This is a genomic window from Nocardioides humilatus (assembly GCF_008373755.1).
Lineage (GTDB): Bacteria > Actinomycetota > Actinomycetes > Propionibacteriales > Nocardioidaceae > Nocardioides > Nocardioides humilatus.
In genome coordinates this window covers 109,165-134,561 of record NZ_VUJV01000010.1, presented here as the reverse complement: position 1 = coordinate 134,561, position 25,397 = coordinate 109,165, and the positions used below count along the sequence as shown (strand labels likewise).

23 protein-coding genes and 4 tRNA genes are annotated in these 25,397 nt (G+C 65.8%); 14 read left to right on the top strand and 13 right to left on the bottom strand.

Features of this window, described 5'->3' with window-relative positions; genetic code table 11:
• Window positions 1-277 (bottom strand): hypothetical protein (locus tag F0U44_RS23325; protein ID WP_223163798.1); only part of this gene is annotated, 277 nt, incomplete at its 3' end.
• Window positions 278-674: 397 nt separating this feature from the next.
• Between F0U44_RS23325 and F0U44_RS22015 the strand changes: the two genes are divergently transcribed.
• Together F0U44_RS22015 and F0U44_RS22010 are read left to right on the top strand one after the other, a co-directional pair.
• Complete coding sequence (locus F0U44_RS22015; protein ID WP_149730535.1) at window positions 675-1,568, top strand: helix-turn-helix domain-containing protein; 894 nt, start codon at window positions 675-677, stop codon at window positions 1,566-1,568.
• Between the two features lie 1,126 nt (window positions 1,569-2,694).
• Window positions 2,695-3,702 carry a tyrosine-type recombinase/integrase gene (locus F0U44_RS22010; RefSeq protein ID WP_223163797.1) on the top strand — a complete coding sequence of 336 codons (1,008 nt, stop codon included), beginning with the start codon at window positions 2,695-2,697 and terminating at the stop codon, window positions 3,700-3,702.
• Between the two features lie 136 nt (window positions 3,703-3,838).
• Here F0U44_RS22010 and F0U44_RS22005 read toward each other — a convergent pair whose 3' ends face one another.
• The 6 genes from F0U44_RS22005 to F0U44_RS21980 form a co-directional block, all read right to left on the bottom strand.
• Entirely contained in the window at window positions 3,839-4,300 is a 462-nt protein-coding gene (locus F0U44_RS22005; protein ID WP_149730534.1) for a hypothetical protein, read from the bottom strand.
• 204 nt (window positions 4,301-4,504) lie between these two features.
• Window positions 4,505-5,644 carry an SPFH domain-containing protein gene (locus F0U44_RS22000; protein WP_149730533.1) on the bottom strand — a complete coding sequence of 380 codons (1,140 nt, stop codon included), beginning with the start codon at window positions 5,642-5,644 and terminating at the stop codon, window positions 4,505-4,507.
• A gap of 37 nt (window positions 5,645-5,681) precedes the next feature.
• On the bottom strand, window positions 5,682-6,242 hold the full coding sequence (locus tag F0U44_RS21995) for a hypothetical protein (RefSeq protein WP_149730532.1): 561 nt from the start codon (window positions 6,240-6,242) through the stop codon (window positions 5,682-5,684).
• A 269-nt stretch (window positions 6,243-6,511) separates the two neighbouring features.
• On the bottom strand, window positions 6,512-9,460 hold the full coding sequence (locus F0U44_RS21990) for a type I restriction endonuclease subunit R (RefSeq protein ID WP_149730531.1): 2,949 nt from the start codon (window positions 9,458-9,460) through the stop codon (window positions 6,512-6,514).
• Window positions 9,457-10,725, bottom strand: coding sequence for a restriction endonuclease subunit S (locus F0U44_RS21985; RefSeq protein WP_149730530.1), 1,269 nt, complete (start codon window positions 10,723-10,725; stop codon window positions 9,457-9,459). The genes F0U44_RS21990 and F0U44_RS21985 overlap by 4 nt, the downstream gene beginning before the upstream one ends.
• Window positions 10,722-12,500, bottom strand: coding sequence for a type I restriction-modification system subunit M (locus tag F0U44_RS21980; protein WP_149730529.1), 1,779 nt, complete (start codon window positions 12,498-12,500; stop codon window positions 10,722-10,724). The genes F0U44_RS21985 and F0U44_RS21980 overlap by 4 nt, the downstream gene beginning before the upstream one ends.
• Before the next feature lie 107 nt (window positions 12,501-12,607).
• On the opposite strand from F0U44_RS21980, the gene F0U44_RS21975 reads away from it, so the two are divergent.
• A complete protein-coding gene (locus F0U44_RS21975; RefSeq protein WP_149730528.1) occupies window positions 12,608-13,381 on the top strand; it encodes a hypothetical protein in 774 nt (257 codons plus the stop codon).
• A 93-nt stretch (window positions 13,382-13,474) separates the two neighbouring features.
• On the opposite strand, the gene F0U44_RS21970 is transcribed toward F0U44_RS21975, so the two are convergent.
• The 4 genes from F0U44_RS21970 to F0U44_RS21955 all read right to left on the bottom strand — a co-directional run bounded on the left by F0U44_RS21970 (window position 13,475) and on the right by F0U44_RS21955 (window position 14,349).
• Entirely contained in the window at window positions 13,475-13,948 is a 474-nt protein-coding gene (locus tag F0U44_RS21970) for a hypothetical protein (RefSeq protein ID WP_149730527.1), read from the bottom strand.
• 136 nt (window positions 13,949-14,084) lie between these two features.
• Window positions 14,085-14,159 (bottom strand) — tRNA-Val (locus F0U44_RS21965).
• A gap of 16 nt (window positions 14,160-14,175) precedes the next feature.
• A tRNA-Cys gene (locus F0U44_RS21960) sits at window positions 14,176-14,249 on the bottom strand.
• A 27-nt stretch (window positions 14,250-14,276) separates the two neighbouring features.
• Window positions 14,277-14,349, bottom strand: a tRNA-Gly gene (locus F0U44_RS21955).
• 127 nt (window positions 14,350-14,476) lie between these two features.
• On the opposite strand from F0U44_RS21955, the gene F0U44_RS21950 reads away from it, so the two are divergent.
• The 9 genes from F0U44_RS21950 to F0U44_RS21910 all read left to right on the top strand — a co-directional run bounded on the left by F0U44_RS21950 (window position 14,477) and on the right by F0U44_RS21910 (window position 22,317).
• Window positions 14,477-15,298, top strand: coding sequence for an aminotransferase class IV (locus F0U44_RS21950; protein ID WP_149730526.1), 822 nt, complete (start codon window positions 14,477-14,479; stop codon window positions 15,296-15,298).
• 58 nt (window positions 15,299-15,356) lie between these two features.
• Window positions 15,357-15,428, top strand: a tRNA-Val gene (locus F0U44_RS21945).
• 160 nt (window positions 15,429-15,588) lie between these two features.
• On the top strand, window positions 15,589-16,419 hold the full coding sequence (locus F0U44_RS21940) for a hypothetical protein (protein ID WP_149730525.1): 831 nt from the start codon (window positions 15,589-15,591) through the stop codon (window positions 16,417-16,419).
• Between the two features lie 126 nt (window positions 16,420-16,545).
• Complete coding sequence (locus tag F0U44_RS21935; RefSeq protein ID WP_149730524.1) at window positions 16,546-17,520, top strand: calcium-binding protein; 975 nt, start codon at window positions 16,546-16,548, stop codon at window positions 17,518-17,520.
• A 47-nt stretch (window positions 17,521-17,567) separates the two neighbouring features.
• Window positions 17,568-17,990 (top strand): hypothetical protein, encoded by a 423-nt coding sequence (locus tag F0U44_RS21930; protein WP_149730523.1) that lies wholly within the window; start codon window positions 17,568-17,570, stop codon window positions 17,988-17,990.
• 67 nt (window positions 17,991-18,057) lie between these two features.
• Window positions 18,058-20,040, top strand: a complete 1,983-nt coding sequence (gene thrS, locus F0U44_RS21925; RefSeq protein WP_149730522.1) for a threonine--tRNA ligase — start codon at window positions 18,058-18,060, stop codon at window positions 20,038-20,040.
• A gap of 11 nt (window positions 20,041-20,051) precedes the next feature.
• Entirely contained in the window at window positions 20,052-21,014 is a 963-nt protein-coding gene (locus F0U44_RS21920) for a glycoside hydrolase family 25 domain-containing protein (RefSeq protein WP_149730521.1), read from the top strand.
• 53 nt (window positions 21,015-21,067) lie between these two features.
• Window positions 21,068-21,793, top strand: coding sequence for a TetR/AcrR family transcriptional regulator (locus tag F0U44_RS21915; protein WP_188113622.1), 726 nt, complete (start codon window positions 21,068-21,070; stop codon window positions 21,791-21,793).
• Window positions 21,790-22,317, top strand: a complete 528-nt coding sequence (locus tag F0U44_RS21910; RefSeq protein WP_246160753.1) for an HIT family protein — start codon at window positions 21,790-21,792, stop codon at window positions 22,315-22,317. The genes F0U44_RS21915 and F0U44_RS21910 overlap by 4 nt, the downstream gene beginning before the upstream one ends.
• Window positions 22,318-22,331: 14 nt before the next feature.
• Here the strand turns inward: F0U44_RS21910 and F0U44_RS21905 are convergent, their stop codons facing one another.
• Entirely contained in the window at window positions 22,332-23,105 is a 774-nt protein-coding gene (locus F0U44_RS21905; RefSeq protein ID WP_149730519.1) for a maleylpyruvate isomerase family mycothiol-dependent enzyme, read from the bottom strand.
• 29 nt (window positions 23,106-23,134) lie between these two features.
• Window positions 23,135-23,740, bottom strand: a complete 606-nt coding sequence (locus F0U44_RS21900; RefSeq protein WP_188113621.1) for a TetR/AcrR family transcriptional regulator — start codon at window positions 23,738-23,740, stop codon at window positions 23,135-23,137.
• Window positions 23,741-23,807: 67 nt separating this feature from the next.
• On the opposite strand from F0U44_RS21900, the gene pgsA reads away from it, so the two are divergent.
• Complete coding sequence (gene pgsA / locus F0U44_RS21895; protein WP_149730517.1) at window positions 23,808-24,491, top strand: phosphatidylinositol phosphate synthase; 684 nt, start codon at window positions 23,808-23,810, stop codon at window positions 24,489-24,491.
• Window positions 24,492-24,501: 10 nt separating this feature from the next.
• The gene (pdxS, locus tag F0U44_RS21890) at window positions 24,502-25,395 is read left to right on the top strand and encodes a pyridoxal 5'-phosphate synthase lyase subunit PdxS (RefSeq protein ID WP_149730516.1); all 894 of its coding nucleotides are present in this window, start codon (window positions 24,502-24,504) and stop codon (window positions 25,393-25,395) included.
• The last annotated feature ends 2 nt before the right edge of the window (window positions 25,396-25,397 follow it).

Genomic DNA, 25,397 nt, shown 5'->3' with positions numbered 1-25,397 from the left:
TCACCGGCCGCGACGCCTGCGGTGGCAACGACCCAGTGAGGGTGACCGACTCGCCCGCGATACCCGCTGCCGCCGATGACGTCAGCGTTCCCTCAGCAGCCGCCACCGCCACCGGCGGGGTAGCGACCACCCCGACCGACAGGATCAATCCCGTCAACGCCGAAACGACCCAGACGCGACCAGATACGAACCCCATGAAATCCCCCACCAGACGCTCAACAACGATCGCATCCGACGCCCGCGAAATGGCAACCCCGACACGACGGACATTCGTCACGCGCTGTCACCCGTCAAACCGCAACCCAGCCTGACAGACCCCAACCGAGGCTGCGAGCGGTATCCACCAACACGTCGGGAGCGGGGCGACAACGGCTCAGAGGACCGGCCCACACGTCTCGCCGGGAGAGCCAACATGCCCGCAACATTAGGCACGATGACCGCCGCTTGCCGAGACGCAAGCAACACCATCAAGCAAGTCGAACTGTCTGGCCACCGGAAGCACAAGAACCCGCGCGCTCAGCCGTCCGACACACTCCGCCTGTAGCGGCTACGCTGCGCACCACTCAGCACGGCAGAAGGGCCACAAGCACCGGCCTGGGCGACGTTAGCCAGTCCGAGCCGGGGTCGAATCCGATCCCGTATCGGGATCCGTTCAACAACCCGGGGGAGTGCGCGTGACACCACCGTCGACCGGCACCACGCCGGTGAACCCTTCGCCCGCTGAAATGGCGCGGGTATTGCTGGGCACCGAACTGAGAGCCATCCGCATCGCAGCCGGTAAGACCACCAGGCAGATTGCCGGCTACAGCTCTGGCCACATTTCAAACGTCGAAGCCGGAAAAGTCACGCCCTCCGAGCGGCTCATCCTCGCCTATAGCTCCCTCGGCGGTTCCCACGCCCAACTCATCGGACTACTCCGACAAGCACACTCCTCTCGGACCCTCGCCCCGGTCGTTGCCGATGCGCTCGAAGATCCGCTCACCGATCCACATGTGCTTCGCCGTGGTTACGTAATCGAGATGATCGAAGACATCCACTACTACGGCGAGCGCCATCAACCACTCCGCAACGTCCACCGAGTGTCACTCCGCTTTACCAGCCCGCGCGCGCGGTTCTTCCCATTCCGGCACGTAGTCGACGAAGACCTTCGCAAAGGCGTCAGCCATGTCCAACCGAGCACCGGCTGCGAGATCGCACACCTCGAAGAAGCCGACGACGGGGTCATCTATTGCGTCCTGGCCGCGCAACCCGACGCCCTCGACGAGCTGGGGCGCACCACCATCTCCTGGGTCATCGACATCAACACCGACGCGGTCGGTCATCCTCGAGTCGATGCCGGTTCCAGCGGACGCATCCCACTCGCTACCAAACGCGTCCAGTTCCACGCCGACGCTCCACCCTCCAACCTGTGGTGGTACCGCGAAACCGACCCCAGCGCAGCCAGCCTCAGCGCAGCCCGACGCAACAAGATTCCACCGAACACAGCCAACCTCGCCACCCGCGAGTTCATCAACATTGACCGCGAATGGTGGGGGATCGCGTGGACCTGGCCCCCAATATCGGGCTAGGCACGCGGGCGTGACCCACGAAGACCTCGTCATGATGGCGACGGCACCGCCGCGCCGCGGGCGCGCGCCATAAGAGGTGACAAGGCTGCATCCTTCCAATCGCACCCGGGCAGTCAGTTTCCGTTCCCCGCGGAGACTGGCACGGGCGCTGAACCGGCGCGGGCTGGAGGCTCCCTGGCACGTCGCCAAGACCTCAACGAGAACGACCCGCCGCTTCCTTCGGGCTAGGGTCCTTGACGGCTGACGCAGTCGCTCGTTACGGTCCGCCGTCACGGGACGTCGACTAGCGACGTCAAGCGGTCCACACCAAGTTCCCTGCCGCCCACGTCCCAATCGAAGACCGAGTTGTCTGCCGGGATGGGGATGCCGTTCCGGCTTCAACCGCGAGGGGATGAAGCTGTGAGCAAGAAAGTCAGGACTCCCGAACAGTTGGCCTCGCTAAGTGCGAGCGACAGCACGCTCTCGTCGTCACCACATGAGCAGCGGGAGGAGCACGAGGACATTCGAGTCGTCCTGGAACAAGCCGGGTCCGCTGCGCCAGTGGATGAAATCGAGGTCCACGAGGGGCTGTCCGCGCTCGGATGGCGATCGCCCTCCTGGGTGAAGTGGGCGAACGGTGTGTGGGATCGGCGCAGTCGCAGGTATGAGGAACGGATCAGAGTCTTGGAAACCGAGGTGGCGCGAGTCGACGTCGTCCAAGACTTGGCAGTTCTGGTGTCGGCAGCCTGTGTTCGAGGAAGCCACAAGGCCTGTCGAGACGCGGTGATTAATCCAGGAGCGAAGACGTCGGAGGACAGGTGGGAGCAGTGTGGCTGCTGGTGCCCACACGACCGAGGCGACAAGGCGAAGGCCTACGCAGAGGCTGAGGCTGCCGGCAATATCGAGGCAATGGTCCGGTTGGCCATGGGGGCGCGCCCGCGGCGCGAGCGCATCCGGCGACGGCGCTTGGCTCGACGAACCTCCAAGAAGGCCTAGTTCAAGTGGCCCGCTTGAACGTCCGCGCCCTTGGCGTCGCTCACCGGTGCCGCCGCGCCAGGATCACCCCGCCGACCGGTCCGTGGAGGTCCGACCGGGCGCAGCGGCGTTGCTTCCAAAACCCCATCATAATGACGGTTATGTTGGGTCCATGGACCCAAGCGTTGGATCGCTCGAGCCGGTAGCCCGGGCAGCCCTCGTCGAAGGCGTCGGACTGGATCTGCTCGCCGGGCCGCTGCCCGCCCTTCCGGCGGCCGCCATCGCACACGTGATCGCCGCCCGCTTCCTCATTGGGTACTCCGGTCACACCCGCGCCGCCTACCGGCGCGACCTGACGGACTACTTCGCCTGGTGCGCCGACCATGGGCTCGAGGTTCTGGCCGCCGGGCGCGCCACCATCGACGCCTACGCCCGCCACCTGGCGGAGCAACCCCGAGGACGTGCTGCGCGCCCTGCCAGCCCGGCTACGGTCGCCCGAAGGTTGGCCACCTTGTCCGGCTACTACCGCTACGCGGTCTCGGAGGACGCAATCCGGCGGAGTCCGGTCGAACACGTCCGACGCCCGAAGCTCGGCCAGGATTCCCCGACGCTTGGCCTGGAGAAGGAGGAGGCCAAGCGCCTGCTCCGCGTCGCCCGCGCGCACGGCACCCGCGCCCACGCACTGGTATCGCTACTCATCTTCGACGGTCTACGCATCAGCGAGGCACTCGGCGCCCGCGTGGAGGACATGGACACAAGCCGCGGCCACCACCTCCTCCGGGTACGCCGCAAGGGCGGCGCTCTGCGCGAGGTGACCCTCAACCCCGCCACGATCCACGCGCTCGACACCTACCTCCAGGAAGGGGAGGAAGCGCGCATCACCGGCCCCATATTCGCCACCCGCACAGGCAACACACTCGATCGCGCCGAGGCATGGCGCCTGATCCGACGCCTCGCCGTCTCGGCCAACATCCCCAGCGCCAGCAAGATCAGCCCGCACAGCCTTCGCCACACCTTCGTCACTCTCGCCCGCGAGGCCGGCGTCCCGCTCGAGGACGTGCAGGACCACGCCGGCCACGCTGACCCCCGCACCACCCGCCGCTACGACCGCGGCCGCTACAACCTCCAGCGCAGCCCCGCCTACCGGCTCGGCGAACTCCTCGCCGAGGACGACGAGTAGCAGGAAGGACGAGACACGGTGCGGCCACGCCACCCCCCCTTTCCACTTCGCGCGGACCACCGGGGGGTCTGCTGAGCCACCGCGTATTTTTGCGCGCCCCATTTTTGGGAGCTCGACACCGCGTCGACGTCCCGCGTCAGTACTCCTCAGAGATAGCCCGCGTCACTGGGTCTATGGGGTAGTCCATCCAAGGCTCGGTGTGACGCATGATCCAGAGGTCGAGGGCGGCGGCGGTTCCGGCGGGATCGGTGTCGCCGACCAAGCCTGTGGTGAACTCGGCCGAGGGGCCGCCTTCGGGGAGAACTGTGCCGTTGAGCCAGCGGTGCAGGGTGGGCTCGAAGCGTTTCTGCATCTGTTCCGGGGTCAGCCCGTACCCGTGGGCGACCTGGGCCCAGGTGGCGCCGACGAGCAACTCGGCCAGGACGCAACGGTCGAGGCCGGCCAAGGCTTGGAGCCGTAGCGAGCGCCAGGCTCGGATGCGGTCCTGGGGGATGGCAGGCTCGTTGATCCGGCGAACCACGGTGTAGGCGAGGTCCGCTACTTCGCGCGCAGCAGCCGCGACGGACAGGATGGCGCGATGCTCCGGCTCGATGCCCATGACGCTCCTCGGCGGGGACGAAGGGGGTCGAGCAGCATATGGCGGAGACGGTCACACCCGCGGCCGCGGACCTGGCGTGTCGAATAGTTGCTTGCCGCGGGAGCCCGCCAGCACCTGCGGTGCGCCTGCGGAGGTCGATGCCGATCGACGACGGTTGAGTGCGAGACCCTCGCGCCGATAGACGGCTCCCCGCGAGATCACCGTTTACATCCTGCTGAGTACCTCTTGCTGCTTCTCTGCATATTGCGCTTGACTGATTAGCCCTTGGTCGAGCATGGCCTTTAGCTGCCCGAGCACGGCCACGGGATCGCTGGCCGGCGTTGAGACGGGTGCTGTCGGTTGTGTCAGTCCTGAAACGGTCCCACCGACGGCGCCCAGGCCCATTGCCAGACCGACCATGTCGGACCCGCCTCCCCTTTCTGCCATCGCCGAAGCAGCGTCGGCAACTGTCGCCTGCGCGTAAGCGTTGCCGACTCCGCCCCCCAGGAGGACGCCCTTGTTGTACTTGTCCATAAGGTCGCGAGAGGCCTGGTCGTACTCGATTGCCGAGATCGCAACACTGACAACCTCAAGACCGAACCGCTCGAGCCAAGAGCCTTCGGCCCCGCGCTCGTTCGTCAGAGCAGAAGCAAGCTCCGGGCTGTGCGCCGCGAGTGACGCGATGTCGGTGCTCCGCGAGAGAGACTGAACGGCTGCTTGAAAGGCCGTGATGAACTCTTGGGTAAGCTGCGAGTTCGCGCCCTCGTCGGCCAACGTGTAGGCCCGAACGTTGGCTGGCAGGAAGTTGCGGAAGAAGCGGATCGGGTCGGCGACCTGGATGGAGTACTGGCCCCTGGCTCTGAGGCGAAGTACCGGGGCTTGAGACGCGCCCTCTGGTACCAGTGAGAAGTCCTTGTAGGGCAGCGGGCCCGGAGTGCCAAACTTCTGGTTGCGGATCTCCTTGAGGTTCACGTAATAGATGAGCTGCTGCTGACCGGGCGTCCCTCCGTACTTGAACCGCTCCCAGGACTGAGTGATCAAGGACTTGCGGATGCCGGATCCGGTGAAGATCGATGGCTGGCCATCGTTGCGGAACACGAAGTAGCCAGGCTCGGTCGACACACTCACGATGCCGCCGCCGTCGGTGATGATGACCGCCGTGTTCTCTGGTACGGCGATGCGAGTGCCGTCCGTAACGATGTTGGCCGAGCCTCGCTTGTTCGTTCCTCGACCACCATTGCGCTCGTGAAGGACGCCGGGAGCGACCAGGGTCTGCTCGTCAAAGGCTGGCGCGGTGAAGAAGTCGAGCCACTGGTCTGCCATCGTTCCGCCGACAGCCGCGATCCCGGCGCTGATCAGTCCCATGTCGTTCTCTACTTTCCCTCGTAGATCGATGCGTGGTTCAGGTAGTTCCAAGCAACAGCGGTTGCCCACAGAAGCTGCAATGCTTGGTGATGCCGACGATGAGGTCGTTGTTGCCGCCGCATTCGGAACACTTCACCACTGTCTTGTGCGACATCTTGGGCACATACTTCTTGCTGACAACCTGGTCAGCGCCGTAGTCAATGTAGAAATCGTTGACCATGCCCGAGTCGATCATGCTCTGAATCTCGCTCCGCACCCTCGAGGGCCGCGAGCGGGTGATGTCGGCGATCCGCTCGATGCTCATGGTCTCGACGCCAGTAAGGATCGCCATGTATCGCTTGAGGTGACCTTGCCGCGTGGCGAGGCGAATCGCTGTCACGACGCTAAGTAGCGCCACGACGAGCAGGAAGGTGCCTGAACCCATGAGGAAGATGTCGGTGCCTCGGGACCAATCGTGGTAGACGTCCTCGCATTCCTTCCACATGAGGTGTCCAGAACACTCCTCCACAGTCTCGCCGCCGGCGACCCCAAGGCCGGTCAGAATCAGCCCTAACACGGCCGAAATGCCGGCTACCGGGAGGAGTGCTACCGCGATCACCTTTTGGCCCGTGACCGGGATCCGGGATAAGACGTTCATCATTGGGCGTGGGCCCTTCCGATCCTCGGGGACACTCTGGTGAAGAGGCTACTGACGCAGATGCTGTCGCGCGCCGGAACAGGGACGGCGTCGCGACCGTTGACTCGCGCAGGCCCTACGCGGGACGTTCCGCAGATCCGCGACGTGCTGCCCTCCGGCTCCCCGCAACGCGGGCAAGCCGGCACTCAGGTTCTGCGCGACGCTTCAACGACCTCACGCTTCGGCTGGGATCACGCGCCCTCGCGGAACTGGTCGTAGGCGTCCCCAAGGAAGTCCATCAGGCGCACTCGGAAGTCTGGGTTGGCGAAGTAGGCGTCGAACAGAACGCCGTTTGCTTCATGGCGGTCGACGATCATGTCGTCAAGCCGCTTGCGCAACACAAGCTCGAAGTGGCTACGGTCGTTGTGCAGGGCGACCGTGCGGAGTTCATCGTCGTTCTCCACAACAGTCTTCTGCTGCTCGAACCACACTCGATCAGCGTCGTCGAGATCGAGTCCGAACTTCTCGTTCAGTGCGGCGACCAACGCAGAGAGCCTGTCGACCGGCTCCTCATGCTGCTTCCCTTTGCCTCCGCCCGGCAGGGCCTCGCCCGCCTCGTCAGTGCCAGCCTCAAGGGAGTTGCTGCCCTCGAAGGTGACCGCGTTGCGCAGGTGGGTGAGCTGGACGGTGCTGCTCAGCAGGGGGACAGCGGCACCTGGCTCTCTCGGGAGTTCCACCAGCAGCGCCTTGCCGTAGAGGAACAGTTCCTCAAGGTCGGTGTCGGTCCAGAACGCGATCTGCGCCAGGAAGGCGTAGGCGCGCACGAACGAGTCGAGCTTGCCGCGGAACCCCTCACGCTCCTCGTGATCCAGCGCCTCGAACCGGGTCACTGCCGGCGCGAGGTTGGCGTAGATATCCGGCTGGCGGGCGTCGTCGCCGGACAGCAGGGCGTCCACGGCTGCGCGCATCTCGGTTGGGTCAAGGATGTTGGCAGCCTTGAGGTCGTGCTCGAGGTTGTAGAGCAGGTTGGGGTCGGCTGGCTCGGCGAGAGTCTGCTCGTAGAACGGCCGGAATGCCTCGGCGATTTCCTCGGCAGTGTTGGCGAAGTCAAGGACGAAGGTGTCGTCTTTGCCTGGGTGGGTGCGGTTGAGCCGGGAGAGGGTCTGCACCGCACCGACGCCGGCGAGCTTCTTGTCGACGTACATCGTGTGCAGGAGTGGCTGGTCGAACCCGGTCTGGTACTTCTCGGCGACGACCAAGACCTTCGCGTCGTCCTCGGCGAACCGCTTCGGCAACTGAGTCTCTGAGACGCCGCCGTTGAGGAACGTTTCCGTGTAGGTGACCTCGGGCGCATCGGGGTCGGTCACGGTGCCCGAGAACGCGACGAATGCCCTCAGGTCATAGCCCTTGTCATCGATGTATTTCCCGATGGCTTGGAAGTACCGCACCGCGTGCAGGCGCGACCGGGTGACGACCATCGCCTTCGCCCGCCCCCCGACCTTGTGGCTGGTCTTGGACCGGAAGTGCTCGACGATTATCTCTGCCTTGGCCCCGATGTTCGAGGGGTGCAGCGAGACGTACTTGGCGAGCTGGGCCTTCGCCTTCGACGCGGGCAGCTCCGGGTCCTCCTCGCCCTCGGCGGGGCTGGTGGTGGCGAGCTTGAAGTACGTCGCGTACGTCGTGTAGTTGGCCAGCACATCGAGGATGAAGCCTTCCTCGATCGCCTGCCGCATCGAGTACAGGTGAAACGGTCGGTGCACTTCGTGGCCGTCGATGACGGCCTTCTCGCCGAACAGGTTGAGTGTCTTCGGCTTCGGCGTAGCGGTGAATGCGAAGAAGGAGAGGTTGGCGTGCTTGCCGCGAGCTGAGGCCGATTCGGCGATCAGGTCGGTCGACGAGGTGACTCCGTCCTCAGGAGTGTCGAGTTCGGCCGAGAGCACCTTCTTCATGTCCTTGACCGCGTCCCCGGAGGTCGAGGAATGCGCCTCGTCGACGATGATCGCGAACCGGTTGCCCTCGACGGCGTCGGCGGTGTCGGCGATGACCGGGAACTTCTGCAAGGTCGTGATGATCACGCGGGCGGCGTTGCCCTCCAGTGCATCCTTGAGTTGGGCGCTGTTCTTGTCGATCCGAACGATGGTCCCCGGCGTGTGCTCGAGACCAGCGACGGTCTCCTGGAGCTGCCGGTCGAGGACCTTGCGGTCGGTGATCACGACGATCTTGTCGAAGATCGGAGTGTCGTCGGCACCGTGAAGTCGGGAGAGCGCGTGCGCGGTCCAGGCGATCGTGTTGGACTTCCCCGATCCGGCCGAGTGCTGGATGAGTCGGTCCTTGCCGGCGCCGCTCTCGTAGGTCCCCGCGAGCAGCGACCGGACCGCGTGCCATTGGTGGTAGCGCGGGAACAGGATCGTCCCATCGTGCTCGTGTACAAAGCTTCCGATGAGGTCGAGCCAGGCGTCGCGCTGCCACACCTGCTCCCACAGGTAGGCGGTGTCGTAGCCGGTTGCGGCGTTTGGGTTGCCCTGCCCGCCCATCTGCCCGGGTCCGCCGGTGCCCTGGTTGAACGGCAGGAACCGAGTTTGCTCGCCGGCGAGCTTTGTCGTCATGTAGGCCCGATGCGGGTCGACCGCAAAGTGCACCAGCGTGCGCTTGCGGAAGATGTAGTCCGCCGGGTTGCGATCGGTGCGGTACTGCGTCATCGCGTGCTCGACGTTCTGATGTGTGAGCGGGTTCTTTAGCTCCGCCGTCGCGACCGGGATACCGTTGACTACGAGCACCAGGTCGAGCGAGTCGCCGGGCTTGGACTCGCTGTGGTGTAGTTGGCGAACAACGCCGAGCCGATTGGCCGCGTACTTCTCGCCGAGCTCGGGCGTCAACTTGTTGGCCGGTTTGAAGTACGCCGATCGCAGGGTTACCCCCGAGTGCTTGATCGTGCCGCGCAGTACACCGATCGCACCGCGTCGGTCGATCTGGTCGGCGAGCGTCTTCGCAATCACCTGTCGGGCAGCGGTCTCGCCGCCGAGGTAGGACTGGAGGGTCTCCCACTCGTTGGGCTGGCTCGCCGCGAGAAATGCGAAGTACTCGTTGTGGAACAGCCCATGTCGGAGGTCGTACGACCCGGGCAGGATCGAATCCCAGCCGTTCGCCAGCAAGTACGCCTCGATGTTCGACTCGAACGCCGATTCCGTGTGCACGCTCACGCCGGACCCTCCGTAGATGCGCTCGTCACGTCAAACTCGCCGTTCACCGTGGCTGTGATTAGGGACTGCTTGTACTCATTCAGGAGTCGAACTTGCTCAGTCGTCGACTGGATCAGGTCGCCAACCTCAGCCTCGCGGTTCTTCATCTCCTCAATGAGGCTTCGCCGTGCGAAGGATGGTGGCATCGGTAATCGGAGCGACCGGATGATGTCCTGGCTTAGATTGGGCTGTCCAGCGCCCAGCGCCAGTTGGACGATGGCTGGCTTGTGCGCCTTGAACCAGTAGAACGCCCACTCGGTAATGTCCTGGTCGACGCCAGTGAGCACACAGCATGCTTGGTTGACGCACGCTGATGTCTCGAGAATCGCAACGCGCCCCTTTGTCGCACCTTGTCCATACATGGCAACCACAAGAGAGCCCGGTTCATAGCGAACCAGCGTGGAGAAATCGTTCAATGCCTTGGCTGTCACGGTCTTCGTCGTGCTTCGAAGTTTGCGGTCGCGCACGTCCGTCGTTGTCACCCAGGGCACGCCTCCGTCGAAGTACGACTCATCCGTCGAAGTCGGCGTCGTACCACTCCCAGTTCTGAAAACATGAGAGATCCTCGGTAAGTCCCAGGAGCGTGAGACTGACGGCATCCACGGGATTCCGGTGTCACGAGTCTCGATCGTGCCGCCGAGGGTCGTCGCTTCTTGCGCCGATTCCGCAGCAAACACGCACAGCTCGTCTAACTGCCGACGGTGGGCGGCACTTACCTCGTCGATCCGAGCGATGCGGTCGTCGAGGAAATCCGCGATTCGCCGCTGGTCGGCGATCTCGATCTCCGGGATAGGGAACTTGCGTATGTCCTTCTGGAAGAGGTGGGGCACGCCCATGCCGTCCTTGACCTGAGCGATCAGGCTCTGGATTGCTGCGCCTTGGAGCCAGTACCCGAGGAAACGTGGCTCGATGTCAAAGGGGCGCAGTACGGCAATCGAACCGTTGACGGTTGATGGACGCGGAAGATCTCGAACAACGTTGACGATGCCCAAGGTGCTTCCGTCCTTGGCCAGCAGCACATCTCCAATCGCGAGCTTCAACTCCGGTGACTCGTCGTATCGATATTGGGAGATGTAGTTAACGTTCTGGAAGTCAATGTCCCGCGGCTTGATGTTGGGAGTTGCTAGGAAGGCATACCCGTCATCCTCGTACTCGGAGGCCGTGAGTGCCTTCCAGCCGATCCGAGCTTGGACGGTGGCCACGCGATCCAAACGCGTCGCCTTCACAGCCCAAGCCCTTCCATCCCTACTTCTATCTGCTTTTGCAGCGTCCGAATCTCGGTTGCGATCTCATCTACCGCGCGTGGCGGGGCGTAGACATAGAACTGCCGAGTGAATGGGATTTCGTATCCGAGCTTGGTCTTGGAGTGGTCGATCCACGCGTCCGCGACGTACGGGTGAACCTCCGATTCGAGGTACGCCTCGGCAGACTCGACGAGCGCCTTTGCCTGAGCCTCCTCTTCGAGTTCGTGGAAGCCAGCGGGCAGCGAGACGTCCTCCTGATCACGGAGCTTAGGATCAGGTGTCGCCTTGCCCCTCTTGAGCACCGGCTTCCCCAGGTCGTCGATCCACGGCCGCTCCACGGTGATCCTCTGGAAACCGAACTCCTCGCTGCCCTTCACCTTCACGCGCGGGTCGTGGAGCTCGGGATCGAGGGCGTCGCGGTAGAGCCGCACTACCTCGGCGATGGCATCGCCAGTCAACTCCTTGCGCTTGTCGCCGAGCGACCTGCGCATCTTGGTCCCGAGCTCCCGAGCGTCGACGAGTACTACCTTGCCACGATGACCGTTGGCCTTGGCGTTGCTTAGGACCCAGATGTATGTCGAAATGCCGGTGTTGTAGAACATCTGGTCCGGCAGCGCGACGATGCCCTCGAGCAGGTCCGACTGGAGGATCCAGCGGCGGATCTCGCTCTCTCCCGAACCGGCAGCACCGGAGAACAGCGGCGACCCGGACAGAACGATGCCGACCCGGGATCCGTCGGGCTTCATCTTGCTCAGCATGTGCTGGAGGAACAGCAGAGAGCCGTCTGAGATCCGCGGCAGGCCGGCGCCGAAGCGGCCGGTCCAGCCGAGTTTGGTGTGCTCGTCCTTGATCGGGCCGGAATACCCCTTCCAGTCCACGCCGTACGGCGGGTTGGCGAGGATGAAGTCGAAGTGCTCGGCAGCGTATGCATCCTCGGTGAGGCTGTTGCCGTTGCGCATCCGCTCCGGTGGGATCCCCTGCATCATGAGATCCGAGCGGGCGATCGCCCATGTCTCGTCGTTGAGTTCTTGGCCGTGGACATCCACGATCGCCCGCTTGTTCAGCTCCGTGATGCGGTCGATCGCTGCCGTAAGCATGCCGCCTGTGCCTGCCGTGGGGTCGTAGACCGTGCGGACCGGTTTCGGGTTGGTCTCTATGCCCTCCGCATCGACGAGTAGGAGGTCGACCATCAGTCGGATGACCTCGCGCGGCGTGTAATGCTCCCCGGCGGTCTCGTTGCTCATCTCCGAGAACTTCCGCAACAACTCCTCGAAGACGTAGCCCATTGCGGCGTTGTCGACGACGTCAGGCCGAAGGTCGAGGTCGGCGAAGTCCCCGAGGACGGCGTACAGGATGCCTGCTTTGTCCATCCGCGCGATCTTGTCGCCGAAGTTGTACGCCTCGATCACCTCAGCAGCGGAGGGGGAGAGTCCTCTTATGTATGCGCGCAGGTTGGCGGCGACGTTCTTATCGTCGTGAAGGAGGGTCTTCATGGTCAGCGGCGAGACGTTGTAGAACGAGTGACCAGCCACTCGCTTGAGCAACTTGTCTTGACCGGGCCCGATGTCACCACCGAACGGTTCGGCCTTCTTGACTACCGAGTCCTTCGTGGCAGCGAGCACAGCGTCGAGCCGCCGGAGCACGAGCAACGGCAAGATGACGGAGCCGTACTCATGCTGCTTGAAGTGGCCACGGAGCTTGTCGGCGACCTTCCAGACGAATGCAATCTTGTCTTCGAATCCGATGGGGGCGGCCACGAGGGTCGAGCATAGGTCCCGTCGCGGCCGTCGATCTTCGATTCCCGGGACTGGCGTTGTCTGCAATCCCGTCCCATCGGGTCCGGGCGGTGTCGTAGCGTCACCTCATGGCAAGCCAGGGGAGGAGCTCTATCCGGTTCACAGTCAACCGTCGGCAGTACGACCTCGCCCGCGCCACGGTCGAGAGTCGCCTCGTGGATGTTGCGCCGGATGCGATCCGCAAGCATGCCGTCCGAGTCAACGGCGTTTGGTTTCCGGTGTTGCAGGCCTTTGAGTTGGCGAGTGGCATCCCGAGGTCGGAGTTCATGTCGTACACGGCTCGCCGGCATCTAGTTGCGCTCGGATTCGAGGTCCGTGGGGATGTCGACCACAGGGCGTCACGTGCGGTCGGCGGGGATGAGGTCCAAGGGCGTGTACCAAGCACATGGATAGGTACGCCGGCTCAGGAGGCCGACGAGCAGTGGCACACCGAGGGCAACGTCCAAGCTGCGGTCGTCACCCACTTGGTGGGAGCCGGGTGGCGGATCTTCTCGGTCGCCAACACCGCGACCAAGGAGCACGGGATCGATGTGGTCGCCGGCCTCCGCGACGAAGTGGTCGGGATCGAAGTCAAGGGCTTTCCTAGCCGCGGGTACGCAGATCCCGCTCGCGCAGGGGAGACGAAACGCTCTAGCCCGAGCACACAGGCCGGGCACTGGTACTCCCAGGCGGTGCTGGCCGCGATGCGGCTCCGGGGCAAGAAGCCTGATTGGCGGAGCGTGATTGCGCTTCCCGACTTCCCCCGCTACCGGGATCTTCACGCCGAGACGATGAGTTCGCTCTCGGCGGCCCAGATAGAGGTTTGGTGGGTCGACCGCTCGGGCTCGGTGCAAGGCACATGACCCCGTTTGCTGGTTTGCCGTCCGCGTCGAGCCATCCATGGGACGGGCGAGGCGCTACCGGGGACGCTTCCTACGTCTCCGGTCATGTTTCAGTTACAGGTCGCCATCATCGAGGTCCTCATCTTCGGGATCCGCCGGCATTGCCGCATCGACAAGAGCCTCGGCTGCGGTGTCCCGGATCCTGGCCAAGCCGTTTCTGCTGGCGTCGTCAAGCACCGCTCGATGATTGGAGTGGGGACCGACTCGTACTTGGATGAAGGTCAGCGCGTACTCGATGGCCGACAAGGCCTCGGGAACGCTGAGGGCGTGCAGGAGTCCGAAGACCGTGCTTCCACGGCGAGTCTCGTCAAACTCAACTGCGAGTTGTCGTCCGAACTCGGTCGATGAGTTGAAGAACCCCGTGCCGTCGTCGAGTTGGTTGGCGAACGCGGCGATCGCGGCCGCTGCGCGGTTCAGCTCGTTGGTAGCGGTGTCTGTGGCGGCATCGATCTCATCGGTGCCATTCACAGGTGTGATCGCGGCCAGCGAGGCGTGGATCGTGGATAGAGCACTCGCTGCATCGAACATGGCGTGAGGGTACGGGCGGACATCCTCGGCATGCGGAGGTGAATCCGCGCCCGCTGCCTGTGTTCGAGCAAGTTGTACGTTAGTTGCATGAAATCGGAAAGAGGCCCCCGAAGGAGCCTCTGACCTGCGTAAACGCTGGTGGGCGATACTGGGTTTGAACCAGTGACCTCTTCCGTGTCAAGGAAGCGCGCTACCGCTGCGCCAATCGCCCTCGTGTGGAGTTGTCCTGGAGGTGGGTACGGGATTTGAACCCGTGTACACGGATTTGCAGTCCGTTGCCTCGCCTCTCGGCCAACCCACCAATGGAGGTCTGGGTTTGACCTCTCCGAGCGGACGACGAGGCTCGAACTCGCGACCTCAACCTTGGCAAGGTTGCGCTCTACCAACTGAGCTACGTCCGCCTGCGACTACCTCCGCCTCGGTTCTCACCGGTGCGGTTGAGCGCGTGCAGAACATTAGCCGATGGTCACAGCAGCAACAAAACCGGGCCTACCCCTGGACGTGTCGCCTGCTCCGTAGGGTGGTCGCATGCACGTCTGGATCAACGGTGGCCTGCTCGACGACCCCCACGCCCCGGCCGTGCCGGTGACCGATCACGGCCTGACCGTGGGTGATGCGGTGTTCGAGGCCGTCAAGGTGGTAGAGGGACAGCCGTTCGCGTTGTCGCTCCACCTCGACCGGCTCGAGCGGTCCGCAGCAGGGCTCGGCCTGACCGGGCTCGACCTCGCCGACGTACGACGGGGTGTGGCTGCTGTGCTCGACGCCGAGCCGCTCGCGCTCGGCAGGCTGCGCATCACCGTCACCGCGGGTCCGGCGCCGATGGGCTCGGGGCGCGGGACCGGCGCCCCCACGGTGATCGTCGCCGCTTCCGCCATGGAGTCGGCCGCCGAGACCACCAGCGTGGTCACCGTGAAGTGGCCCCGCAACGAGCGGGCTGCGCTGGCCGGCATGAAGACGACGTCGTACGCCGAGAACGTCGTCGCGCTCGCCGCCGCCCAGGCCGAGGGCGCCACCGAGGCGGTCTTCGCCAACCTGCAGGGCCACCTGTGCGAGGGCACCGGCTCCAACGTCTTCTACGTCGTCGACGGAGAGGTCCGTACGCCGACGCTGGCCAGCGGCTGCCTCGCCGGGGTCACGCGCCGCCTCGTGCTCGACTGGTTCGGGGGAGTGGAGATCGACGAGCCGATCGAGGTCGCGGCCGCCGCCGACGAGATCTTCCTCGTCTCCACCACGCGCGACGTGCAGGGAGTGAGCCGGTGGGACCACCGCGAACTCGCGGCGCCCGGGCCGGTTACCCGGGCCGCGATGGCTGCATGGAGGGACCGCGAGCCGGAACTGCTGGGGCGCTGACCAACCCTGATTCCGGCGAACGGGAGGGGATGCGTTAAAGTCACGTCCGCATCACAGCGGGCGATTGGCGCAGTGGTAGCGCGCTTCGTTCACACCGAAGAGGTCACTGGTTCGAACCCAGTATCGCCCACCTGAAACTCCGCGCTGTGCGCGTGAGGTGACCGGTATCACCCAGGGTTTACTCCCCGCTCGTTCCCGATCGACGAGCCCAGCAGTACTTTCGATCTGTTGCCGGTGCTCGGACCGACCGCTCCCGTGAACCGATCTCGGCTTCCAGCTTGGAGTTGTCCATGTCTGTGCACCACCGTCTCTTCGGCCGATCCGCTTCGGGTGCCGCGCTCGCAGCCTCGATCCTCGCCGTCGCCGCAGGCCTCCACGCTGCTCCGGCTCACGCGGTCTACAAGGCCCTCACCTTCATCTCGGTGTCCTGCACGGACAGCGTCCAGGCAGGTGAGGAAGTCGTCTGCACGGCAACCGTGGAGGGCTCCTCTGGAGCGGGACCCGGAACCGGCAAGGTCACCTTCGGTGGGCACAACACCAAGCCGGGCAGCGTAAAAGCGTGCCTCCTCGTCGAGCAGAGTCCGAGCCGGAGCGAGTGCAACATCTGGTATCGACCCGAGATCGACGGCACGGCGACCCGCACTGAGACGGTGACGGCGAAGTACGCCGGCGACGCCACGCACAAGTCAGCGACCGGCACGCACTACGACCCGGCCACCGGCAACGTGAAGTCCGGGGCGAAGGACTACATCACGGTCACACCAGCCCCCGCTCCGCCGCACATGACGCTCACGTGCGACGGATCGGTCCCGGCCGGAGGCCAGGCCACCTGCACCGTGTACGACACCCTCGACTGGGGTCCCTACTTCCCGAGCGGCGACATCGTGTTCAAGTCGTCCCGCCCCGCCGGCTTCGCCAACCCGAAGAAGTGCACGCTGACCCACAGCCCTGAGGGCGAGACCAGCTTCGGGTCGGTGTCCTGTTCCATCGTCTACACGCCGCCGGGCGCCGGTAGTGAGAACCGCAAGGACAAGATCACCGCGACGTTCCACGAGGATGGCACCTGGAACGAGCTGGTGATGAACGCGGAGATCGCCGTACCGGTGAACTCCGACGGCTGACCGGCCTTCGTCGAGGCGTCACCCTCCGACGTGACCGGTCTGCGCAGTCACAACGGGCTATGGCATCGCGCGGGCCCTTTTGTGACACTCCATCGCGGGGAGGCCGAACGTAAAGGACGACCGCTCATGCGCTCACCCCGGCGAATCCTGCTCCTCGGTGCTCTGCTCCCGCTGGGCCTCTTCTCTTCCGTGCAGGAGGTCGAAGCTGCGGCCGCGCCGATCGTGGTGTCCCTCGACGGGACGACCGTGGTCGTCACCGGGACCACTGGCGACGATGTCATGGACATCGACCTTCGCTCGGCGAAGGGAACCGTCACGCAGCACGACTCGCCCGTGCCGATCTCCGCGGGGCCTGGATGTGCGACGGTCAGCAACGACCAGGTCGAGTGCTTGGCGACGATCACCACCCTCAGGGTGACGACGGGCCGTGGTGACGACGTCATTGGGGTCATCGAGGTTCGGCCAGGCGGCGTGACGCTCACCAACCCGATCTACGTCGACGCAGGCCCCGACGACGACGAGGTGACCACCTTGGGCTACGAGCTGTACGGCGACGTCCTTGGCGGAGCGGGGGCGGACCACATCGAGTTAGTGTCGAATCAGAACCCGCGCGCGGACGGCGGGTCAGGCAACGATGAGCTCCTGGCTTTCGGACAGGCCGTGCTTGAGGGTGGGTCCGGCAACGATCACTTGGGCGGGAGCCTGGCGGCGGACGTGCTGTTCGGAGACAGTGGCAATGACGTGATCGAGGGGAACGGCGGCAACGATCTGCTTCTGGGCGACCACGGCAAGGACCAGCTCGACGGCGGAGCTGGTGCCGACGTTGCCTACGGCGGGTATGGCAACGACACGATCCGCGGCGGCGCTGAGCCCGGCTCGTTCTCGGGAGCCGGTGACGAGCTGGTCGGCAACTCCGGGAAGGACGTCATCGAGAGCGGCGCTCGGCCGGGGACGCTCCTCCGCGGCGGCGAGGGTAACGACTCCGTCAACGCCAACAACGGCGTCGCGGACCGCATGATCGACTGCGGCGAGGGTTCGCAGGACGGCGTGCTGACCGATCCCGGCGAGATCGCCTACGGCTGCGAGAAGACGCTGTCTTAGGAGCGCTGCAGCATCAGCGGGCGGGGGACAGCGGATATCGTCCTCGCATGCGCCGTACTGCATCCGCTATCGCCCTTGCCGCCGTCGCCGCCCTGATCCCGGTCGCGACCTCGACGGGATCGTCCGCCTCTGCAGCACCGGCCGCGGTGAGCCGGACGGCAGGCACTCCAACCTTCGTCAGCGGCACCGTCGTCAACGCGGCAACCGGAAACGAGCTGCGTGGCATCGTCGTCACCGTCCGCGACGTCGATGCCCGTGGCACCGTGATCGGTCGGGACACGACTGATATCAACGGTCACTTCCGGATCCCGGTGGACGTGGAGGAGTTGGCGGTGCGCGTCAACGGAGAGGCGCGCGGCTACGAGACCGGTTGGGTCACCTGCTCCCCGCATCGCGTGGTCCCGACCTGGGGCCAGGCGTGTTCCCAGGGCGCAACGAGGCTGGGCAGGGTCAAGCTCGACCACCTGTGACGGAGGTTGGCTGCGCGCGGGGCTAACTCCCGCGCGGTGTGCCAGACCCGGTCGATAGGCTGGGTCCATGTCTGAGCTCAAGGTCGCAGTCCTTTCCGCCGATGCGCGTCAGGACCTGTCCGTGACCACGGGCACCAAGGCATGGGAGCTGTTCAAGGACACTCCGGACGTGATCGCCGCTCGGGTCGGCGGTGCGCTGAAGGACCTGTCCTACGAGCTCGTCGATGGCGACGAGGTCGAGGGCGTCGAGATGGCGAGCCCCGACGGCCACGACATCCTGCGGCACTCCTGCGCGCACGTCCTCGCCCAGGCCGTCCAGGACCTGTTCCCGGCGGCCAAGCTCGGCATCGGCCCGCCGATCAAGGACGGCTTCTACTACGACTTCGACGTCGAGACCCCGTTCACCCCGGACGACCTGGTCAAGCTCGAGACCCGGATGCGCAAGATCATCAAGGACAACCAGCGGTTCTCCCGCCGGGTGACCACCGATGACGACGCCCTGGTCGAGCTCGCCGACGAGCCCTACAAGGTCGAGCTGATCGGCCTCAAGGGTGGCGCGGCTGACGCGGCCGAGGGTGCGAGCGCCGAGGTCGGTGCCGGCGAGCTCACCATCTACGACAACATCGACCGCAACGGCGAGGTCGCATGGAAGGACCTCTGCCGCGGTCCGCACCTGCCCACCACCAAGCGCATCCCGGCCTTCAAGCTGATGCGTTCGGCGGCGGCCTACTGGCGCGGCAACGAGAAGAACAAGCAGCTGCAGCGTGTCTACGGCACTGCGTGGGAGACCAAGGAGGCGCTCGACGACCACCTCCACCGTCTGGAGGAGGCGGAGAAGCGCGACCACCGCAAGCTCGGTCGCGAGCTCGACCTCTTCAGCTTCCCCGACGAGATCGGTTCCGGCCTGGCGGTCTTCCACCCCAAGGGCGGTGTGATCAAGCGCGAGATGGAGGACTACGTCCGCCGTCGGCACATCGAGGAGGGGTTCGAGTACGTCGGCACCCCCCACATCACCAAGGACCAGCTCTTCTACACCTCGGGGCACCTGCCCTACTACGCGGACACGATGTTCCCGCCCATGGAGTTCGAAGGCTCGAACTACATGATCAAGCCGATGAACTGCCCGATGCACAACCTGATCTACCGATCGCGCGGGCGTTCCTACCGCGAGCTGCCGCTGCGACTCTTCGAGTTCGGCTCGGTCTACCGCTACGAGAAGTCCGGCGTCATCCACGGGCTCACCCGGGTCCGCGGCCTGACCCAGGACGACTCGCACTCCTACCTCACCGCCGAGCAGGCGCCCGGCGAGGTCCAGCACCTGCTCGACTTCGTCCTCGGTCTGCTGCGCGACTTCGGCATCGACGACTTCTACCTCGAGCTCTCCACCCGCGACGACTCCAAGCCCGACAAGTTCGTCGGCTCCGACGAGGAGTGGGCGATCGCGACCAAGGTCCTCGAGGATGTCGCGATCGCGTCGGGCCTCGAGCTCGTCGCCGATCCCGGTGGCGCGGCCTTCTACGGTCCGAAGATCTCGGTCCAGGCCAAGGACGCGATCGGCCGCACCTGGCAGATGTCGACGATCCAGTACGACTTCAACCAGCCCAAGGGCTTCAACCTCGAATACGTCGCCACCGACGGCACCAAGAAGCAGCCGGTGATGATCCACTCGGCGAAGTTCGGCTCGCTCGAGCGGTTCTTCGGCGTGCTCGTGGAGCACTACGCGGGCGCGTTCCCTCCGTGGCTCGCGCCCGTCCAGGTCCAGGCGATCCCGGTCGCCGACACCTTCAGCGACTACCTCTACGACGTGGCCAAGCAGCTGAAGGCGCGGGGCATCCGGGTCGAGGTCGACGACTCCGACGACCGGATGCAGAAGAAGATCCGCAACGCGCAGCTGCAGAAGGTGCCGTTCATGCTGATCGCCGGTGCCGACGACGTGGAGAAGGGTGCGGTGTCCTTCCGCTACCGCGACGGCCGCCAGGACAACGGCGTGCCGATCGTCGAGGCCATCGAGCGCGTGGCTGCGGCGATCGCCTCCCGCGAACAGGTCTGACGGAGCACCTGATGCGTCGGGTCGCGTCGGTCGCCACGCTTTTCGTGCTGCTGGGCGTGGCGGCCTGCAGCGAGAAGGGCGCTGACGAGCCCGACGCGGCGCCGTCGACCCAGGCGACCCAGGAGGGCAAGCCTGGCAAGCACGACGACCGCGAGGGCGACACGGGTGAGCCGGGGGAGGAGGCCAGCGACCTGGCCGACCTGGCTGAGGACCTCGCCAACCAGGACTCCGGCAACATCCCGCCCCGTGACGGCGAGATCGACGGGGCCGACATCAGCTGGCCGCAGTGCCCCAAGGGGATGGGCATCCCGGAGCGTCGTACGCAGGGACTGCCGATGCCGGAGGACGACGCGGAGTTCGTGGTCGTCGGGCTGACCAACGGCCCCGGCTTCACGCCCAACCCCTGCCTGGCCGACCAGGTCACCTGGGTCCAGGACCGCGCACTGATGGCGGCCGCCTATTCCGTCGTGAGCTATCCCGACGCTGCGACGCTCGAGCAGTACTCCTGGGACGGACCGTTCGACGGCAGCAACCTGAAGGGCCAGCTCCGCAACGTCGGCTATCAGGAGGCGCGCTTCAACCTCGACACGATGATCAGCGCCGAGCTGCAGACGCCGATCATCTGGATCGATGTGGAGCCGGTGCCGGACTTCGAGTGGAGTGCCGACAAGGCCGCCAACGCTGCCGTCGTGGAGGGCGCGGCGCGTGCCTACACCGATGCCGGCTTCTCGATCGGGATCTACTCGACGCCGTACCTCTGGGAGACGGTCGTGGGCGGCTACAGCCTCGGCGTGCCCGAGTGGCGGGCCGCAGGACAGACCTCGCGCGACGAGGCACTCAACCGGTGCGGTGAGGACTGGTCGATCCAGGGTGGGGCAGCGATCCTCGGCCAGTGGGTCGAGGGCGGCCGCGACCACAACGTCACCTGCCCCGACGTCGCTGGCGACCTCGGTCGATGGTTCCATCAATATTGACCGCGACACCCGGTTACCCTTTCTGGGGGAACCACGCACGAGAAACGGAGCGCATGGCTGAGGAGCAGAACGACCTCGACTACGCCGGCGACGGTCGCCGACTGCGCTGGCTCGCGCACAACCAGGCGCGACGGCGGGTCATCATCGACGCCGCGATCCGTGTGCTGGAGCGCACGGAGCCGGGCGACGACGTCCAGGTCCAGCTCATCGCCGAGGAGGCGGGCCTGGCCCGCACCGTGCTCTACCGGCACTTCCACGACCGGGTCGACCTCGATCTCGCCGTGCAGCAGGCGATCTGCAAGGACATCGGCGACCAGCTCCTCGGCACGCTGACCTACGAAGGCCGACCGTTCGAGATCATCCGCGACGCCGTGACCGGGGTCGTGAGTTGGGCGGTCGAGCACCCCACCTTGTTCTGGTTCGTCGAGCTTGAGCTGCCGGGGCCGGGTCCGCACCCGCTGTCGGTCGCGATCGAGCAGATCGCCGAACAGATCGAGACGATCATGAACACCGTCGTCGACCACTTCGGCGTCGAGCTGAGCGCCAACGATCGCGCCAGCCTCGACCCCTGGGTCTTCGCTCTCATCGGCGCGGTCTTCTCCGGTGTGAAGCGGTGGCAGTCGCGACTCGAGGTCACGCCCGACGGCGCGGCGTTCGCCCACATGCTCGCGGAGTCGATCTGGGTGCAGATCGACGCCATGGCCAAGCTCCGGGGCCTGGTGGTTCCCGACGTGCCGCTCGTCGAGCTGTTCCACGTCATGGAGCAGTCCGAGCAGTGAGGGATCCCGACGGCCTGGAGCGTCTGTGGACGCCCCATCGGATGGCCTACGTCCAGACCGCCGGTGACGAGGGACTGACCGACCCCGACCTGCCCACGTGCCCCTTCTGCCGGATCAGCCGTGACCCCGCCACGTCCCACGACGACCGGATGGTCGTACGGCGGGGGGAGACGTCGTACGCCGTCCTCAACCTGTATCCCTACAACCCCGGCCACCTGATGGTGCTTCCCTACCGGCACGTAGCGGACTACACCGAGCTCGACGACGCCGAGACCGCGGAGGTCGCGGCGATCACGAAGCAGGCGCTCGCGACAATCCGTCAGGTGTCGAACCCGCACGCCTTCAACATCGGCATCAACCTCGGACCCGCCGCGGGCGGCTCGTTGTCAGGCCACTTCCACCAGCACATCGTGCCGCGGTGGTCCGGCGACGCCGGCTTCATCACCGTGATGAACGGGACCAAGACGCTGCCTCAGCTGCTCGACCAGACCCGCGATCTGCTGATCGACGCCTGGGTCGACTGAGCACCAGGCAAGGCTCAGAAAGGGACCTCGACGGCCAGCAGGCCGGGGGCCTCGCCGCGCCCGGAGATGGCGCGGCAGAAGTCGACGGCGTCCATGACGATCTTCTCGCCGCCAGTGCCCCGGTGCCAGTGGCCGCCGGCAGGGCCGGTCAGCTCGAGCTCGTAGGCGGCGTCGTGCCGGCGCGACCACTCGGCGACGACGTCGGCGATGATCGCGCCGTCGTGCTCAGCCGTGAGGTACGGCGTCGTGCCCGTCGCAGCGGCGATGTCCATCCGGTGCATCCAGGGGTCGCGGGTGAGGATGACGTCGCTGAGGAAGCCGATCACCCAGCGTTCCGGCGTGCCGTTGACGACCTGCACGTCGGGGAAGGCCCGGCGCCGGATCAGGCCCGGCGTGAACTTCCGGCCGCGGGCACCGCGGGGACCGATCGACCGGGCGCCGCGCACGACGTCCTCGGGCGTCCAGTCGGCTCGCTCGGTGACCTGTAGCCCGGTGAGGGCGTCGATCCCCGGGATGCCCTGGGCCGCTGCGTCGGCGGCTGCCCGGTCCTGCTGGCGCTTCATCTCCCACGGAGTGGCGACCATCGCGGCCATGCCGACCATGTGACAGCCGAGCTGGCGCACGTCCCACGCCGCGCAGGGCGTCGGGCGGCTCCAGTCGTCGGGGCCGAGCGCGGCCAGGGCGTCGGCCATCCGTCGGTATTCGTCGGCGGCGAGCCGCATCGCGAGCCGGCGGGGGAGCTGCGGACGGACGATGCCGTCGGTAGACGGCGGGGTGGTGGCGATCATGGCGGTGCTCCGTAAGGTGCGGTGGGTCGTCAGGCGGGGGAGGGAGGAAGGCCGACAGCGTCGGCCCACATGTCGACGGCACGTTCGAGGACAGCGGTGACCCTGGTGCCGCCGGGGTCATTGGCGAAGTGCTGGTTGACGAGGCCGCCCAGCAGCGACATGAAGATCAGGAAATCGGCGTCGGTGATGTTGCCGAGTCCGGTCACCGTGCTGTGCCCCTGCGCGAACACCTGTTGCGAGGGTGCGTAGGACTCGGCGCTCGGCTCGAATCCGGGGATCACCCGCTCGTTCATCAGCTGGTAGCGCGGGTGGTCGGCGATGGCGTAGTCGTAGAAGTGCCTGAACAACTGGTGCAATGCGGTGCGCGGGTCGGGCGACAACTCGGTGCGAAGCTCGTCGAACGTGGATCCGTAGGCCGCCCAGGACTCGGCGAACATTGCGTCGTAGATCGCCATCTTCGAGTCGAAGTGCGTGTAGAGCGACGGCGCCTGCATGCCGATCCGCTGCGCGACGTCGCGCAGCGTGATCTGGGTCAGCCCGGACTCGCGGGCGATCGCCCAGGCGGCGTCGAGGATCTCTCGCCGTACGGCCGCACGACGTTCGGCTTTCCGATCACGAGTAGGTGTTCCTAACACAGTTAGGAGAATGCTCGCGGCTCGCCGGGATGTCAAGGGTCGGGGCGATGTTCGTTACCGTTCACGCGTGCTCGACCGCTTCAAGGACTTCTGGCAGGGCGTCGTTCTCATGCCCTTCGTCAAGCTCTTCATCAAGCTCGGGATCAGTCCCGACACGGTGACCTTCGTGGGCACTGTCGGTGTCTGCGTCGGTGCGCTGGCGTTCTTCCCACGGGGTGAGCTTCTCTGGGGCGTCCTCTTCGTCACCGCCTTCGTCTTCAGCGACCTGATCGACGGCAAGATGGCGCGGACCCTCGGACGGTCGTCGCGCTTCGGGGCCTTCTGGGACTCCACGCTCGATCGCGTCGGCGACGGCGCGATCTTCGGCGGCCTGGCCCTCTACTTCGCCAGCGACAACTACGACGGTGACTACGGCTACCTCTACCTGTGCGTGAGCCTGTGGTGCTTGGTGATGGGCTCGGTGACTTCCTACGCCCGCGCTCGCGCGGAGTCCCTCGGCATGGATGCCAAGGGCGGTCTCGCCGAGCGGGCCGACCGACTCGTCTCGATCCTCGTCATGACCGGGCTGGGAGCCCTGTTCGACCTGCCGATCCTGATGTACGTCACGCTGTGGGCACTGGCCGCAGCGAGCGCCTACACAGTGGTCTTCCGGGTCCGGAAGGTCTACCTCCAGGCGGTTGCTCTCGACGCCCAGTCAGAGGGCCCGTCGGCAGCGGAGGCCGATGCAGGGGAAGCGCCCACCGCCACCTAGAATCGTGCTCATGAGCGAGCAGCACGAGTTGGGCACGACCAGGGTCAAGCGCGGCATGGCCGAGATGCTCAAGGGCGGCGTGATCATGGACGTGGTCACCCCCGAGCAGGCCAAGATCGCCGAGGACGCCGGCGCCGTCGCCGTCATGGCGCTGGAGCGCGTCCCGGCCGACATCCGGGCCCAGGGCGGCGTCTCGCGGATGAGCGACCCCGACATGATCGACGGCATCATCGAGGCCGTCTCGATCCCTGTCATGGCCAAGGCCCGCATCGGCCACTTCGCCGAGGCGCAGGTGCTGCAGAGCCTCGGTGTCGACTACATCGACGAGTCCGAGGTCCTCACCCCGGCCGACTACGCCAACCACATCGACAAGTGGGCCTACACCGTGCCGTTCGTGTGCGGTGCGACCAACCTGGGAGAGGCCCTGCGTCGCATCACCGAGGGCGCGGCCATGATCCGCTCCAAGGGCGAGGCCGGCACCGGTGACGTGTCCAACGCCGTCACCCACATGCGCACGATCCGTGGCGAGATCCGCCGTCTCGGCTCGCTGGCCGACGACGAGCTCTACGTCGCCGCCAAGGAGCTGCAGGCGCCCTACGACCTCGTGGTCGAGGTGGCGCGCAACGGCAAGCTGCCCGTCGTCCTCTTCACCGCCGGTGGCATCGCGACCCCGGCCGACGCGGCGATGATGATGCAGCTCGGTGCCGAGGGCGTCTTCGTGGGCTCGGGCATCTTCAAGTCCGGCAACCCGGCCCAGCGTGCCGAGGCGATCGTGAAGGCCACCACCTTCCACGACGACCCCGACGTCGTCGCGAAGGTCTCGCGCGGCCTGGGTGAGGCCATGGTGGGCATCAACGTCGAGGAGCTCGCGCAGCCGCACCGGCTCTCCGAGCGCGGCTGGTAGCA

Excerpts from the sequence above, each read along its gene's own strand:
- F0U44_RS21930 (WP_149730523.1), top strand. The coding sequence starts at position 17,568 with ATGCGCCGTACTGCATCCGCTATCGCCCTTGCCGCCGTCGCCGCCCTG.
- F0U44_RS22000 (WP_149730533.1), bottom strand. The coding sequence starts at position 5,644 with ATGGGACTGATCAGCGCCGGGATCGCGGCTGTCGGCGGAACGATGGCA.
- F0U44_RS21940 (WP_149730525.1), top strand. The coding sequence starts at position 15,589 with ATGTCTGTGCACCACCGTCTCTTCGGCCGATCCGCTTCGGGTGCCGCG.
- F0U44_RS22010 (WP_223163797.1), top strand. The coding sequence starts at position 2,695 with ATGGACCCAAGCGTTGGATCGCTCGAGCCGGTAGCCCGGGCAGCCCTC.
- F0U44_RS21915 (WP_188113622.1), top strand. The coding sequence starts at position 21,068 with ATGGCTGAGGAGCAGAACGACCTCGACTACGCCGGCGACGGTCGCCGA.
- F0U44_RS21970 (WP_149730527.1), bottom strand. The coding sequence starts at position 13,948 with ATGTTCGATGCAGCGAGTGCTCTATCCACGATCCACGCCTCGCTGGCC.
- F0U44_RS21905 (WP_149730519.1), bottom strand. The coding sequence starts at position 23,105 with ATGATCGCCACCACCCCGCCGTCTACCGACGGCATCGTCCGTCCGCAG.
- F0U44_RS21920 (WP_149730521.1), top strand. The coding sequence starts at position 20,052 with ATGCGTCGGGTCGCGTCGGTCGCCACGCTTTTCGTGCTGCTGGGCGTG.
- F0U44_RS22005 (WP_149730534.1), bottom strand. The coding sequence starts at position 4,300 with ATGGGCATCGAGCCGGAGCATCGCGCCATCCTGTCCGTCGCGGCTGCT.
- pdxS (WP_149730516.1), top strand. The coding sequence starts at position 24,502 with ATGAGCGAGCAGCACGAGTTGGGCACGACCAGGGTCAAGCGCGGCATG.
- thrS (WP_149730522.1), top strand. The coding sequence starts at position 18,058 with ATGTCTGAGCTCAAGGTCGCAGTCCTTTCCGCCGATGCGCGTCAGGAC.
- F0U44_RS21975 (WP_149730528.1), top strand. The coding sequence starts at position 12,608 with ATGGCAAGCCAGGGGAGGAGCTCTATCCGGTTCACAGTCAACCGTCGG.
- F0U44_RS21950 (WP_149730526.1), top strand. The coding sequence starts at position 14,477 with ATGCACGTCTGGATCAACGGTGGCCTGCTCGACGACCCCCACGCCCCG.
- F0U44_RS21935 (WP_149730524.1), top strand. The coding sequence starts at position 16,546 with ATGCGCTCACCCCGGCGAATCCTGCTCCTCGGTGCTCTGCTCCCGCTG.